Annotated in this window: 12 protein-coding genes; 2 read left to right on the forward strand and 10 right to left on the reverse strand. The window is 58.9% G+C overall.

The window, feature by feature from the left end; translation table 11 throughout:
- Window positions 1-23: 23 nt before the first annotated feature.
- The 8 genes from DIR46_RS27035 to DIR46_RS00455 all read right to left on the reverse strand — a co-directional run bounded on the left by DIR46_RS27035 (window position 24) and on the right by DIR46_RS00455 (window position 9,701).
- Entirely contained in the window at window positions 24-698 is a 675-nt protein-coding gene (locus DIR46_RS27035) for a cytochrome P450 family protein (protein WP_229446442.1), read from the reverse strand.
- A 218-nt stretch (window positions 699-916) separates the two neighbouring features.
- Complete coding sequence (locus DIR46_RS00430; protein WP_109343484.1) at window positions 917-1,279, reverse strand: CzcE family metal-binding protein; 363 nt, start codon at window positions 1,277-1,279, stop codon at window positions 917-919.
- A gap of 182 nt (window positions 1,280-1,461) precedes the next feature.
- Window positions 1,462-1,782 (reverse strand): hypothetical protein, encoded by a 321-nt coding sequence (locus tag DIR46_RS26195; RefSeq protein WP_162819332.1) that lies wholly within the window; start codon window positions 1,780-1,782, stop codon window positions 1,462-1,464.
- A 200-nt stretch (window positions 1,783-1,982) separates the two neighbouring features.
- A complete protein-coding gene (gene lspA / locus DIR46_RS00435) occupies window positions 1,983-2,486 on the reverse strand; it encodes a signal peptidase II (RefSeq protein ID WP_205289050.1) in 504 nt (167 codons plus the stop codon).
- 24 nt (window positions 2,487-2,510) lie between these two features.
- Window positions 2,511-3,947, reverse strand: coding sequence for a dihydrolipoyl dehydrogenase (gene lpdA, locus DIR46_RS00440; protein ID WP_109343485.1), 1,437 nt, complete (start codon window positions 3,945-3,947; stop codon window positions 2,511-2,513).
- 48 nt (window positions 3,948-3,995) lie between these two features.
- Window positions 3,996-7,181: an efflux RND transporter permease subunit gene (locus DIR46_RS00445; protein WP_109343486.1), complete on the reverse strand. Its 3,186-nt coding sequence runs from the start codon at window positions 7,179-7,181 to the stop codon at window positions 3,996-3,998.
- Between the two features lie 36 nt (window positions 7,182-7,217).
- On the reverse strand, window positions 7,218-8,450 hold the full coding sequence (locus DIR46_RS00450) for an efflux RND transporter periplasmic adaptor subunit (RefSeq protein WP_109343487.1): 1,233 nt from the start codon (window positions 8,448-8,450) through the stop codon (window positions 7,218-7,220).
- 3 nt (window positions 8,451-8,453) lie between these two features.
- Window positions 8,454-9,701, reverse strand: coding sequence for a TolC family protein (locus DIR46_RS00455; RefSeq protein WP_205289051.1), 1,248 nt, complete (start codon window positions 9,699-9,701; stop codon window positions 8,454-8,456).
- Between the two features lie 68 nt (window positions 9,702-9,769).
- Between DIR46_RS00455 and DIR46_RS00460 the strand changes: the two genes are divergently transcribed.
- Together DIR46_RS00460 and DIR46_RS00465 are read left to right on the forward strand one after the other, a co-directional pair.
- On the forward strand, window positions 9,770-10,183 hold the full coding sequence (locus DIR46_RS00460) for a MerR family transcriptional regulator (RefSeq protein ID WP_109343488.1): 414 nt from the start codon (window positions 9,770-9,772) through the stop codon (window positions 10,181-10,183).
- Window positions 10,184-10,284: 101 nt separating this feature from the next.
- Window positions 10,285-11,352 carry a cation efflux transmembrane domain-containing protein gene (locus DIR46_RS00465; protein ID WP_109343489.1) on the forward strand — a complete coding sequence of 356 codons (1,068 nt, stop codon included), beginning with the start codon at window positions 10,285-10,287 and terminating at the stop codon, window positions 11,350-11,352.
- A 103-nt stretch (window positions 11,353-11,455) separates the two neighbouring features.
- Here the strand turns inward: DIR46_RS00465 and DIR46_RS00470 are convergent, their stop codons facing one another.
- Together DIR46_RS00470 and DIR46_RS00475 are read right to left on the reverse strand one after the other, a co-directional pair.
- A complete protein-coding gene (locus DIR46_RS00470) occupies window positions 11,456-12,811 on the reverse strand; it encodes a TniQ family protein (protein WP_109343490.1) in 1,356 nt (451 codons plus the stop codon).
- On the reverse strand, window positions 12,808-13,788 hold the full coding sequence (locus tag DIR46_RS00475) for an ATP-binding protein (protein ID WP_162819333.1): 981 nt from the start codon (window positions 13,786-13,788) through the stop codon (window positions 12,808-12,810). The genes DIR46_RS00470 and DIR46_RS00475 overlap by 4 nt, the downstream gene beginning before the upstream one ends.
- Between the last annotated feature and the right edge of the window lies 1 nt (window position 13,789).

The following is a 13,789-nucleotide window of genomic DNA, read 5'->3' on the forward strand; positions in this document are numbered from 1 at the left end:
GCCACAGTTCGCTTGTCGAGCAATTACCCAGACAAATCGCGATGCCATGAGATCGCATATAGTGCGCAGTCTTCATCCACCGTTAGCCGGTGATGACGCACATCTTCTACCAGACCCTCGATCCAGCGCTCAGCGCGGTTTCGCGCCCATCTTCCACGCCAGTGTCTTAGCCCGATCGCCGCGCCAGCATCGATCATCGCTACGAAGTCATCCGTTCTACTCCTGACTTCGGACTCAACCAGCGGGATTCCTGTCCAGGCACAGACGGCCCGGCACAAGCTTTCACACGCTTGGTCGAATAAAACCACCTGGAAGCGGCGCTCCCAATTTGCCGCGGACCTGTGCCATTGCGCGGCACTGAGCTCCGCCAGTTCCGCAATACGCTCGGCGCTCATCAAGGAGAGAAACATTTCCTTTCGGCACCGATGGGAATTACCGTCCAGTCCTTGCACGCCTCCTCGGCCAAACAGTGTTTCCTGGAGTCTCGATGGAGCAACACCGGTGCGTTTGAACCTCTCATTGTCATAAAATAGTCTGGCCAATTCTTCGCCGCGCATACAAACCGTCGATTGAAGCATCAGTCGTGGGCGAAACAGGTCGGTCCCCAGGCGCGTACAACGTTTAGTAATGAAAAGATAGCCGTCCCGGGCGAACGAAAGAGTACTGTCTGGAACACCATCTCGCGGTATCTCATGCATGAGCGTCTCCGTCAAATTGAGCCGTCTTCATACTGCCCGAGCACGTAGTTAAGCGGCGCTTGTTTCAGCACTGCTCATATCAATAGCGTCGCACGTGGGGTACGTGCCCCCGGCTTGTATTCGCCCGGTAGATTGCATATCAGGCTTCACACTAGCTCGAAACCGCGGGCGGCTTCGAACTAGTGATAGCGCCCTACCAGAACGCCAAATGGCGAAGCTTAGTTGGCGTACATTGGACTTTCCTCAACATAGATTGTTACGTTCGTTGCGTTTGGAAGGATGTTCGCCAAGGAGATCGGCGACAGGCCGAGCGTATCGAAGGTCCAGGTAAGGTTTCTTGGACCGTCTACAATACGGACAGTCTCGAGTCGCTTGACGTGAATCGATCTGGTCTTGCCTTCCACTATTGTGATAACGCGGTCAGGCGCTGCATTGGAGGAGTAGCCGAACGGTGCTGCTCTACCAGTCTTCGCTTCTGCGGCGCTCTCTGAGGGCATGCCCCCCTCATTGGCCCGCGAGTCGAGTGGAATGAACATGCACGCGAGAAGTACCGCGGATAAGAAGTTGATGTGAGTTTTCATTGAATTTTCCTGTTGAATGTTTGATTTTTCAAGCGCACTGACTCTCGACGTGGCCGATTGTGGGCCGCCATGGTCGGGAGTAAGTCAGTTGCGGCTGCATTATTTGTAGAGACGGATGGGGTCGTGCAGTGCTTGTGCACGATTACCCATCAAGCGCAGGCGGTAGTTGCCGGCTTCGATGATCAGTGCCATTTCGGCCGAATCGGGCCGTCCAGTATTGGAGACTGGTAATTTAGCTGATTGAGTCTGCCGGGATAGGAGCGCGACAGCCCTGACCATTCGATCACGGAAGAATCGCTGCCGAGGGGCTGCAAGTCGCATGCCGATACACAAGTTGCGCTGCAGCCAGCTTCGAGCTGCACGTCTATCGGATTTGCAGCCCCGGTTACGTCGGATACCGCTGCGATGGCCGACGCGTCGTCGGAAATCACGCACCATCCTGCCGCCCAGCCAGTCTGTAAGGGCAAAAGCGCGAACAATATGATCAGAAACAGGCGCTTCATGGAGTCCTTGACTGCTCGGTTACGGAAGAGAACACTGGAGTATGGCAAATTTTACAACGCCCGCCGGGCAGAAACATGGGTCTCGAATTGTTGTAGATCTGATTATGTTTGTTCTGTATGGGCTGGATCGTCGCCCTGTTCAGACCGCCCCGCGCGACTGGCCATGCTTCGGGTGGCAGTGCGCGTCCAGGGGGCGATGACTATCGGGTCTTGTCGGATACCGGAGGTGCTGCACGGCCACCGAACAGCGCGTGCAAAACGATGAGCGTGGCGCCGACCGTGATCCCGATATCGGCGATGTTGAAAGCTGGCCAGTGATGCGCTCCTGCATGCACATCGATCCAGTCAACGACGCCCATCCGCGCAGTTCGGTCAACGAGATTGCCAACCGCTCCGCCAAGGATCATCGCCAGAGCGATCCTTTCCGCGGAGCCTGTTTCAGGTTTCCGGATCATCCGGACGATCAGGATCGACGCGAGTACGGCTACAACAATGAAAAGGTAGCGTTGCCATCCGCCGGCCGTGGCCAGAAGACCGAACGCCGCTCCCTGGTTGATCACATGGACGATGTTCAACAAGGGTAACAACTCGATCTGCTGGCCGTAGGCCAGATGTTCCACGATTGCGGCCTTGGTGACCAGGTCGGCAAGTGCGATAAGCCCGGCGACCAACACGGCAGCGAGCGGTGAAAAGGGTTTGGCCACTATCGGTTCCTATACAGTTGACGGTCAGATGTTCAGCGCACGCTTGTCGACAGCGAGCGACGCTTCCCTGATTGCTTCATACAATGTCGGGTGCGCGTGGCAGATCCGGGCAATGTCCTCCGAAGACGCCGAAAACTCGAGCGCCATTGCCGCTTCACCGATCATTTCCGACGCGAGCGAGCTGACGATATGCACGCCCAGCACAAGGTCCGACTCGGCATCGGCTAGGACCTTGACAAACCCCTGTGCGTCGCCGTGGCCGAGTGCGCGCCCGTTGGCCGAGAAAGGGAACTGTCCCGACTTGAATGCGCGGCCTTCGCGTGCCAGTTCCTGCTCCGTCTTGCCAACCCACGCGGCTTCGGGACTCGTGTAGATGATGAAGGGGATGGCGGCGTAATTCACCTGCCCGGATTGCCCTGCGACGATCTCGGCGACCATGATTCCCTCTTCCTCGGCCTTGTGCGCAAGCATTGGCCCGCGCACGACGTCACCGATGGCAAACAGGTTCGGCAATATCGTGCGGCAGTGTTCATCGACCGGCACATAGCCGCGCTGGTCAAGCTCCAGGCCAATTGCCTCGATTCCCAACCCATCCGTATTGGGCACGCGCCCGATCGCCACGATCACCTTGTCGCAAGCGAGCTCCTTGGCGGCGCCAGCACGGTCGCGATACGAAATCTGCACCCCGCCGCCGCTGAGCGCGATGCTGTCGATGCTCACGCCAAGGTCGAATTTCAGCCCTTGGCCAGACATCAGCTTGAGCATTTCCTTGGACACGGCGGTGTCGCAGCCGGGCAGGAAGTCCGGCATGGCGTCGAGCAGGGTGACATCCGCACCCAGGCGCCGCCACACTGAGCCTAGCTCGAGACCGATCACGCCGGCGCCAACCACACACAGGCGTTTCGGCACCTCGCGGAAATCGAGCGCTCCGGCGTTGTCGCAGATGATTGCATTGTCGATCCGGGTGCCTGGCAGCTGGCGCGGCTTCGACCCGGTGGCGATGATCACGTTACCCGCGCTGATCTCCTGCACGGAATTTTCGGCCGAGACTTCCAGGGAATATACCCCGTCCTGCATCCCGACGAAGCGCGCGCGCGCCTTGATAAAGTCGACCTTGTTCTTCTTGAACAGGTATTCGATCCCTTTGGCCATTTTCGAGACCACCCCGTCCTTCCGATCGATCATCTTGTCGACCTCGATCGCCGCGCCGCCAGTGGTGATACCGTGCTCGGCGGTGTGGTGGACGACCTGTTCGTACAGGTGGCTCGACGCAAGCAATGCCTTGGATGGAATGCATCCCACGTTCAGGCAGGTTCCTCCGGGGCGCGCCTGGCCGTCGGGTGCGGCGTAAGGATTCGATTCAATGCAGGCCACGGACAAGCCGAGTTGTCCGGCGCGGATTGCGGCGATGTACCCGCCTGAACCCGCGCCAACGATGACCAGGTCGTATTGCGCTTTCATGTGATTCCTTCCAATGTTCGAGTCCTTGCGTTCACTCTACTGGACTGTTCAAATTCCCTCCGCCACGTTCTCGGGCGGACGGGCGAAGCGCTGGTAAAGCGTCGGCAGCACGAACAGCGTCAGGATCGTAGCGGAGATCAGGCCTCCGATCACAACGGTGGCCAACGGCCGCTGCACCTCGGCGCCGGCGCCGGTTGCCAATGCCATCGGGACGAAGCCCAGCGATGCGACCAGTGCCGTCATCAAGACGGGGCGCAGGCGCCGCAGCGCACCTTCGCGCACCGCTTGTGCCCACGGAAGCTGTTTCGCCACGTCGTCGATCGAGCCCACCATTACCAGCCCGTTGAGGACAGCGACGCCGGACAGTGCGATGAATCCAACGGCCGCCGAGATCGAAAACGGCATGCCACGCAGCCAGAGTGCGGCGATACCCCCGATCAGGGCGAGAGGCACGCCCGTAAACACGACCGCGGCCGAACGCCAAGACCCAACAGCCGAGTACAGCAACGCGATGATGAGCGCGAAGCAGGCTGGTACCACGACTGCCAAACGCATCCGCGCACGCTCGAGGTTCTCGAATTGCCCGCCCCAGGTAATCCATGCACCGGCGGGCACCCGTACGTCCGCGTTGATGCTTGCGCGCGCTTCGCTGACCACGCTGGCGATGTCACGTCCGCGCACGTTGGCCTGTACCACGACGCGACGCTTGCCGTTCTCGCGACTGATCTGGTTCGGTCCCTTGGCCGTCTCCAGCGCGGCCACCGACCCCAGCGGCACGAAACTGCCGCTTGGCGTCAGCACTGGCAACTGGCGCAAGGCTTCCACATCGTTCCTGCTGGTCTCACCCAGTTTCACCACCACGTCGAAGCGCCTGTCGCCTTCATAGATGGAACCAGCCTCCCGGCCCGCGATGGCTGCCGCCAGTGTGTCGTGCACGTCCTGAGCGGATAATCCAACCCGCGCCATGGCGTCGCGGTCCAGCCGCACATCGAGCAGCGGAAGCCCCTGCACCTGCTCTACCCGGACGTCCTCCGCGCCCTCGACCGCACGCAGTTTTTCGGCAACCTGCTCGGCGGTGCGGATCATGGCGTTGAAATCGTCGCCGTAGACCTTGACGGCAATGTCGCCCCGTACGCCGGCCAGCAGTTCGTTGAAGCGCATCTGGATCGGCTGGGTCAGCTCGTAGTTCTGGCCCGGGATGCCTGCAACCGCCTTCTCGATCTTCTCAACCAGCTCGGCCTTGCTCATCCCGGGTTCCGGCCATTCCGAACGGTCTTTAACGATGACAAAGGTGTCCGTGATATTCGGCGGCATAGGGTCGGCGGCCAGTTCAGCCGTACCTGTTCGGGAGAAGACCAGCTTTACCTCGGGCAGCTTGCCGACCGCCTTCTCGACAGCGAACTGCATCGCCTGGCTCTGGTCCAGGGAGGTTCCGGGAATGCGGGCGACCTGCAGCAACACGTCTTTCTCGTCGAGGGTCGGGAGAAATTCCTGGCCCAGCGTTGTAAACAGACCCAGCGCGCCCGCAAAACCGACGGTCGCTAGTACGCCGGTCAGCTTGGGCTTCGCGAGTGCACGGTCCAGCCAAGGTGCATAGGACGTGGATACGGCTTTGACCAGTCGGTTTTCCTTTTCATTGACATGGCGCGAAAGCCATAGCGCGATCGCCGCCGGCACAAAGGTAAGAGAAAGAATGAAAGCGAATACCAGGGCCAGAATCACCGTTACCGCCATCGGTGCGAACATCCGGCCTTCCACCCCCTGGAACGTCAACAGGGGGACATAGACGAGAATGATGATCGCCTGGCCATAGACGCTTGGCCTGATCATTTCGCGCGCGGCGGCCGCAACGGTATCAAGGCGCTCCGCTTTGGTAAGAGTTTTGCCAGTCGCATGCTGGTGTTCGGCGATGCGGCGCAGCGCGTTCTCTACGATGATCACGGCGCCATCGACAATCAGGCCGAAGTCCAGCGCGCCCAGGCTCATCAAATTTGCCGAGAGTCCCGCCTCGAGCATGCCCGCCGAGGTCAGGAGCATGGTGACCGGAATAACGGCTGCGGCGATCAGCGCCGCGCGCAGGTTTCCGAGTAGCGCGAACAGGACGGCGATCACCAGAAGCGCGCCTTCGGTCAGATTGGTTGCCACGGTCTTGATGGTGGCATCGACCAGCCGAGTGCGGTCGAGGACTGGCCGGATGAGCAAGTCGGGCGGCAAGGAATGTGCGATTTCCTTGAGTCGGACATCGACGGCGGCGGCAACGGTCCGGCTGTTCTCGCCAATGCGCATCACGGCCGTACCGACGACGACCTCTTGGCCGCCTTCGGACGCCGAGCCGAAACGCACCTCCTGCCCCAGGCCGACGCTAGCGACGTGCGACACCAGCACTGGCGTGCCGTTACGGGTGGTGATGACGGTCTTTGCCAGTTCTTCGGATGAGGTGATGCGCGCATCGGCCTTGACGGTGAGGGCCTCTCCGTTCTGGACGACGACGCCGGCGCCGGCGCTCGTGTTATTGCGCTCCAATGCCTCGCCCAGCATCGTCAGGCTGATGCCCAGGGCCGCTAGTCGTTGCGGATCCGGCGTGACCACATACTGCTTGACGTAGCCCCCGATGACGTCGACGCCCGCCAGCCCTTCGGTATTCTTGAGCTGCGGTGCGACGATCCAGTCCTGCACCGTGCGCAGGTAGGTAGCCTTCTCAACAGCGCCGCGCAGCACTTCCCGTTCCGGGGTGATATAGCTTCCGTCCGCCTGCAAGCCGGCCGACGTACCGACTTTCTGGGCCGGCTTGGAGGCGTACTCCACCGTCCACATGTAGACGTCGCCAAGCCCGGTCGCGATCGGACCCAGGCTCGCAGTAGCACCCGGGGGCAAGTTGCGCTCGACGGCGCGCAGCCGCTCCGCTATCTGCTGGCGAGCAAAATAGATATCCGTGCCGTCCTTGAAGACCGTCGTGACCTGTGCAAATCCATGCCTGGTCAACGAGCGCGTGGATTCCAGTCCGGGAATGCCGGCAAACGCCGTCTCGATCGGATAGGTGACCTGTCGTTCGACGTCGGCCGGCGCGAGCGCCGGTGCGACGACGTTGATCTGCACCTGCGTGTTGGTGATATCCGGTACCGCGTCGATCGGCAGGCGCGTCAGTGCGAATGCGCCGAGGATCGACAGCAGGATGGTGGCGATGAGGACGTGCCACCGCCGCGCAACGGAAAAGTTGACGATGCGAGCAATCATGGTTGGGTATCCTTCAGGAGCCGTTGAACGAGGAAATCAGTCATCGTCCCCTGCCTCTCCCTTGCCATGCTCCGCCTTCAGCAGATAAGTATTGCTGACCGCAATCTGTTCCTTGCCGTCGAGGCCGGACACCACCTTGACGTAGCCGGCCGCGTTACCGCCGAGGACGACGCGCTTGATCGCGAACCCTTCTTTCTCCCGGACGAACACGCTCGGCTTGTCCTCCACCGTCTGCACGGCGGTCCGTGGAATGGCCAGCTGGGTGCCGCCGGTACCGCCCTCGAGCGCGATCGATGCCCTGACCGTCTCGCCGATGCGCCAGCTTCCCTCCCCGTTCGACAGCCGTGCAATGGCGCGTACCTGGCGGGTGGCGGGATCGAGGACGCGCGATACGTGGGTGATGCGGCCTGCGCCGGTGCGGCCATCAATCGACACGTCCACCGCAGTGCCGACGGTGACGCGGGCGGCGTCGTTCGGCGACAGCGAAAGCTCGACGGCCAGTTCGTTGAGGTCGGCCACTTCGAACAGATGTGCGTCCGGCGCGACGATGTCGCCCAGGGCGATCTGCCGCGCCGTGACGTTGCCCTTGATCGGGGAGCGCAGCATCAGCCGGTTAAGCTGCCCTCCGCCCGTTCCCCCGGCGGCGGCGAGTTGTTGCTCGGCCAGGCGAAGGCGGGTGCGTGCTTCTTGCGCGGCATTGCGCGCAATTTCGAATTCCTGTCGCGAGGTGACTTTTTCGCCAAACAGACGTTCTTCGCGCGCGAACGTGGCTTGCGAGAGCTCGTACTGCCGCTTGGCGATTTCAACGTCGGCCCTGAGCTGGGCTACGTCACGGCTTTCGATTACAGCCAGCACGTCGCCCCGAGCGACCGGGTCGCCCAGGTTGCGCCGGACCTCGACAACCCGGCCGCCAACGGCGCTCGAGACGACGGCTGCATGCTTCGGGTCTGCCGCGATGACTGCAGGCGCCTCGACCGCCCCAGCGAAGGACTGTCGAACCGGCATGATCTCGATACCCGCGGCTTTGATTTGCTGGTCCGATAGCGATACAAAATCTTCCTTGGCTTCGGCTTCGCCTTCTCTCTCCGCAGCTTCGCCCCGCTCGCCGGCTTCGCCGCTCTTCTCGGCCTTCTCGGCTTTCTCGCCTGAGGCGGTCGCCGTTTTTTCACCCTGTTCGGCCGCTACTTTAGGGGCTGTTTCTGGCTTGGGGGAGCATGCGCTCAACAGGATCATCGCGGCGCACAGGCCCGATCGGAATACCGCTTGCATGGGTCAATCCTTATAAATTGGAGAGTTGGAACCTTGGAGCCGAGCCAGACGTGCCCGGGCAGTATGGAGTGCTGCGAGCGCGTCGACCGAGCTTTCGCGGGTTTCGGCCAAAGAGCGCTCGGCCTCGATCAATTCGAGTTGCGGGAATTTTCCTTCGGCGTATCCGATCCTCGCGATGCGCGCCGCTTCTTCTGCGGCGGCGAGCGCGGGGCCATTGGCGGCCCGTGCGGCCGCCAATGCGTCGGCCACCTCGGCTTCCGCCTGCGCGCTGGATTGCTCGAATTGCAGTGCGACGCCGCGGCGCGCGGCGGAAGCCCGATCGAATTCCGCCCGCGAGCGCGCCAGCGCGGCCGTGCCCTGATTGAACAATGGCAGTGGGACCGACAGGCCGAGCACAGCGGCCTTGTCGGACGATTCGCCGTAACGGCGCATGCCTGCGGTCAGCGTTACGTCCGGTATCCGGTCGCGCCTGGCCGCATCGACGCGAGCTTCCGCAGCGGCCACCTCGGCCTCTGCTGTTGCGATCGCCAACCCCTGCCCTGCTGCCGGCGTCATCTCGCTGCGTTCTATTTGCTCGAACCACGTGGACGCGATCGTGAGCGGCATCGCCGTGCCTGTCAGCCGTGCGACCGTTTTCTGGGCCAGTTCGGCGGCGCGTAGTGCTTTGCCCAGACGAACCTCCGTATTGATTCGCAGCACGTCCGCCCTTTGCTCCTCTATTGGAGATGCTTTTCCGACGCGCACCCGTTCGCGTGCTGCATGGTGAGCACGCGCAGCCAGTTCATGACCAGCTTTTGCGATCGCGACATAGCGCTCGTTGGCAGCAAGGGTAACGAACGCCTCGGTAATCAGAAATGTCAGCTCCGCTTCCGCGGAGCGCGCCCCAATACCGGCGGCGGCCCGTTCAGCCTGGGCCACGCGCATCCTCGCGCCGCGTTTACCACCGAGCTCCAAGGGCATTGACAGCGCGACCGTCTTTTCTCCCCCACCGAAACCGGAGTAGCGTCCCGATCCCAAGACATTTTCAGCCTCAAGGGAAAGTGTCGGGTTCGGTCGAAGTCCAGACTGGCGTACATTGGCATCGGCGATGCGCAAGGCTGCGTCAGCGCCCTGCAATTGCGGCGCGTGGAGTCTAGCCCGTGCGACGGCCTCGGCAAGCGTCAGTGGAGTGCCCTCAGCAAAGGCAGAGCCTGCGGCCATACACATGACCAACAGGGTCGTGGCGACAGAAGCATTGATCTTGATGCGCATGATTGGATTTGCTTGACGGATTAATAAATGAGCTTTATAAACCTTGAAGCCACTTTAATGTCAAGCATATGTCACGCACATTTACGATAGGACAGCTGTCCGCTGCGGCGCAGATGCCCCCAGCGACGATTCGCTATTACGAGAAAATTGGGTTGCTCGACTCTCCATCCCGCTCCGGCAGCAACTACCGGCTGTACGGGAGCGAGGATGTAGCCCGCCTGAGCTTTGTTCGCCGTGCACGGGAGATCGGGTTCACGGTCGACCAAGTTCGAAGCCTGTTGGCCTTCTCCGACCAGCGAGACGGCGACTGCTGCGCCGTGACAGCGCTGACAGAACAACACCTTGCCGAGGTCGAGCAAAAGATCAGAGACCTCAACTTATTGAAAGAACATCTTTCCCGTCTGCTGGTTTCATGCCGGGGCGGTCGATTTGCCGATTGCGGCATCATTGATGCCCTCGCGCCGGCGGGACAAGCCGGGTAGCTCACTCAGCGTGGTGCCAATCACAGGTCCTGAGCACACTTGACCTTGAAGCTGGTTGAAGGTTTACCCTCCAATAACCAGCCATCAAAAAACTCACTTTCATGACACAAAATCAGACCACGCCTTCTAGCGGCCTTGAAACCGAGCTGTTCGTCTCCAAAATGGACTGTCCGTCTGAAGAAAACTTGATTCGGATGGCTTTGGACAAAGTCGACGGCATCGATCATATCGCCTTCGACCTAAATACCCGAACCGTCAGAGTGCTCCACCGTGGGAGCGCAGATATCCTTTTCGACGTCCTTCAACCATTGCGACTGGGGGTGGAGCTTCGCAGCTCACGTCCGGCTGAGCCACGCTCTACCGTACAACGCACGATCAGCACGCTCGCAATACCGAAGATGGACTGCCCGTCTGAGGAGAACATGATCCGCATGGCGGTAGCTGATGTCGAAAGCATACATTCGCTCAACTTCGATCTCTCGGCAAGGCAGCTCCACGTAGCACACTCGGGAAACATCGATCCTATATTGTCGAAGCTGACACGATTAGACTTGGGCGCCCACCTGATCAGTTCCCGTCCAGACCTGTCCCAATCGACTAGCGGCTCCGATAAAGCTGGAGACGCGTCAGAGGCGAAGACGTTGCGGCTGCTGCTGGCTATAAATGCTGTGATGTTCGTGGTCGAACTCACATGGGGGTTAATCGCAGAATCCGCAGGATTAGTAGCCGATTCGCTCGACATGTTCGCCGATGCAGCAGTCTATGGTTTAGCGTTATACGCTGTTGGGCGCGCGGCTGCGCTAAAAACTCGTGCGGCCCACGTGGCTGGGTGGCTTCAACTCGTGCTCGCACTAGGTGCGCTGAGTGAAGTGGTTCGACGTTTCTTCTTTGGCAGTGAACCCGAATCTGTTTTGATGATGAGTGTCGGAACCGTAGCCCTCATTGCTAACGCGGCCTGCCTGATTTTGATCGCCAAGAAACGTGATCGGGGTGCGCATATGAAGGCAAGTTATATATTTTCCGCCAACGACGTTATCGCCAATCTCGGCGTGATCGCTGCTGGAGTGTTGGTTACCTGGACTGGTTCGCCTTACCCCGATCTTGTTGTGGGCACCATCATCGCCGTCATCGTGCTCACTGGTGCGCGCCGGATCCTTAAACTGAGGTAGCGGTAAAGCGTTTTTGTTGCATGAATGGCTGACCGGTAGGTGGCGAGCTGCCACCACCGGTCATGGAAGCTACTTTATTATCCGGTTTCACCCACCTATGGCATCAGGGAGACAGACTAAGCCGAAGTCCATCAACAGCTGGGAAGGCGACCTTACCAATAATATAGTCACCATTACTTCCGTCGAACTTCACATCAACATGACTCATTGTCGCGGTTTCTCTTCTGAAGTCGCCAACTCTTTTCCTCCCATCCCGCACAGCGACTAGCCACCAATAGAACGCTGCATACTCAGCGATAAACTGCGCCCGCCAACATATCCTTACCCGCTGTGCAAACTCGTTCCCATAAGGGAATCCCACATTCCAGTCCTGGAAATCTGCTTGGTCTGGCGATGCATGCATCACACTAAAATAGGTCTCGTAGCTATTTCTGAGCATGATGAAGGCTAATAATTTCATGTTGCAGCCGCTCGGAGAATTCAGAAGGTCTTTGATGGATTCGGCTCGATGACGAACATAGTCCTCATCGTCGAACGGTTCCGATTCTGCGATTACGCGAAGTAACCGTCGTAGCGTTGCACGATAAACCTTTATTGCAAGACTAAGTTTTTCAGTTTTCCAACGCTTCGGAAAAAGGACGCTTTTCATAGGGTCGCATCGTTCAAGAGCGATTTTCCAAGTCAAGACCACGAGTTGGGGAACTTCGCGTGTCGTGAAAGGTAGCGTTGCCGGCGGGGGGACTTGGTGAATAACCCACTGTAGCCATGTAGTTTCAGGCCTCAACCACGGCGAGAAATGATATGCCCGTGAAGACAAAAATGATTCCAGCTGATTGCGTACTGCTGTCGACTCCTCCCACCAATGATCAAGACTTTCAAAAGCTCGCGCGTATTCCCTTTTGCTTTGCTGTATCTCCAACCGAGCATCCACGCTCAATCCAACGCCTGAGATGGGACCGTTGCAGTGCGGGCAGACGTATGGCCTGCTTAGGATCTCTTGATGAAATCCATAAGTGGGCAAATGCTTGCCGCACGAGTAACAAGTATCGCGCAGTGCTGCTCCATCTAGCGGGCAGTGGGAGAGGAACTTCGATTGATGCCAGAAGCTATGATAAAGATGCCCTAGACATAGGGGACAATAGCGAAACGCAGTATTCCACCATATAGACCTATGTTTTTCAGATGATGATCCGAATACCTCTTTTTCACTCGGCTCATCAATCCACCAGCTGCTGTGGCTGAACACGTCCGGGTCGAAACCACGCTTATAGGAAAAAGTGGCATGCTCTTTCTGATAGCCCGCACCGTGCGTGCAATGGGTAAGCAGTTCTTTTACTCCGAGGCCGTTACGCCATGCGAATCGCCATATTGAGGAGACCATCGATTCTTCCGGCAAGGGAACCAAATCGAGCGCGGCGTTGGAAGGAAACTCTCTAACGGCGTTATCGTAAATCTTCATCGCGGTCTCCCTTGTGCCCGCTTGGCCTCACCTTTCATTTCGGCAATTGAGTCCGCCAAAAGTGCAAAGTCAACAGCGTCGTCCCAAGCTTCCGAGCTTGGAAAAACCCCCGGTGCGTCGCGATGGTGCTGGACCGTGAGATAGCGCCGTAGTGCCGTGAAGAATTGTCGGGCTGGAAAACCCACTTTGTGGACCGAATGCGGGGAACATTTTTTCACAGCGTCGAAAAACCTTGTGGTTTCGTTTTCCAGCCGAAATCCAGCGTCCCAGGCAGTCGGCATAAAGAACTGGGTCCAGGTCTGGGAAGTTTCAGCGGGCCAGACGGAACTATCATACTGAGCAAAAATTGACGCCACATCTTCCTTATACGAGAATGCTCGAAACGATTGACGGCGCCGTGCAAATCTAGAGATGAGGTCAGACTTGCCCATCTCCCGAAGGTGGCCAATAACGTCGGAAAAATCTGGGTCCTGTCCCATCATGATCGTTACCAACTGGACGCCTTCACGGTCCAGCTCGTTATAGATATCTTTCAGGAAGAGGAAATCTTCGAGACGCATGGCATTTGCTTCATCGATAAGGAGCACGACAAACGGTGACTGATATACTCGAGCCAGATCAATGAGGCGTCGCACAAGTCGGTGGCGCAGGTCGAAGGTCTCGCCACGAAGTTCCGGGTGACCTACCGCAGTAAGAAAATGTTTGAAGAATGCCCGGATCGATGAAACCTGCTGGTTCCAACTGTTATGCCGGATCACGACCAACTCGGGCATGCGGTCACGCAGTAGATGTTCGAGTAGTACAAGCGCGCGAGTCTTTCCTACACCGCTTTGCGCAGTGAAACAGCAACCGCTTTCGCGCACGAGCAGGATGTGGCGGACGATTTGGTAGAGTTCCTTGATTGGTTCGGTCAATAGGACAGTATTTCGATTAAATGCAGGATGGTCGATCGTCAGTAGGTTAGCGAATGCAGTCAAT

It is taken from the genome of Massilia oculi, assembly GCF_003143515.1.
In the GTDB taxonomy this organism is placed as follows: domain Bacteria; phylum Pseudomonadota; class Gammaproteobacteria; order Burkholderiales; family Burkholderiaceae_D; genus Telluria; species Telluria oculi.

Coding starts and splice junctions, on each gene's coding strand:
- DIR46_RS27035 (WP_229446442.1), bottom strand. CDS start 698: ATGCATGAGATACCGCGAGATGGTGTTCCAGACAGTACTCTTTCGTTC.
- DIR46_RS00430 (WP_109343484.1), bottom strand. CDS start 1,279: ATGAAAACTCACATCAACTTCTTATCCGCGGTACTTCTCGCGTGCATG.
- DIR46_RS26195 (WP_162819332.1), bottom strand. CDS start 1,782: ATGAAGCGCCTGTTTCTGATCATATTGTTCGCGCTTTTGCCCTTACAG.
- lpdA (WP_109343485.1), bottom strand. CDS start 3,947: ATGAAAGCGCAATACGACCTGGTCATCGTTGGCGCGGGTTCAGGCGGG.
- DIR46_RS00445 (WP_109343486.1), bottom strand. CDS start 7,181: ATGATTGCTCGCATCGTCAACTTTTCCGTTGCGCGGCGGTGGCACGTC.
- DIR46_RS00450 (WP_109343487.1), bottom strand. CDS start 8,450: ATGCAAGCGGTATTCCGATCGGGCCTGTGCGCCGCGATGATCCTGTTG.
- DIR46_RS00455 (WP_205289051.1), bottom strand. CDS start 9,701: ATGCGCATCAAGATCAATGCTTCTGTCGCCACGACCCTGTTGGTCATG.
- DIR46_RS00460 (WP_109343488.1), top strand. CDS start 9,770: ATGTCACGCACATTTACGATAGGACAGCTGTCCGCTGCGGCGCAGATG.
- DIR46_RS00465 (WP_109343489.1), top strand. CDS start 10,285: ATGACACAAAATCAGACCACGCCTTCTAGCGGCCTTGAAACCGAGCTG.
- DIR46_RS00470 (WP_109343490.1), bottom strand. CDS start 12,811: ATGAAGATTTACGATAACGCCGTTAGAGAGTTTCCTTCCAACGCCGCG.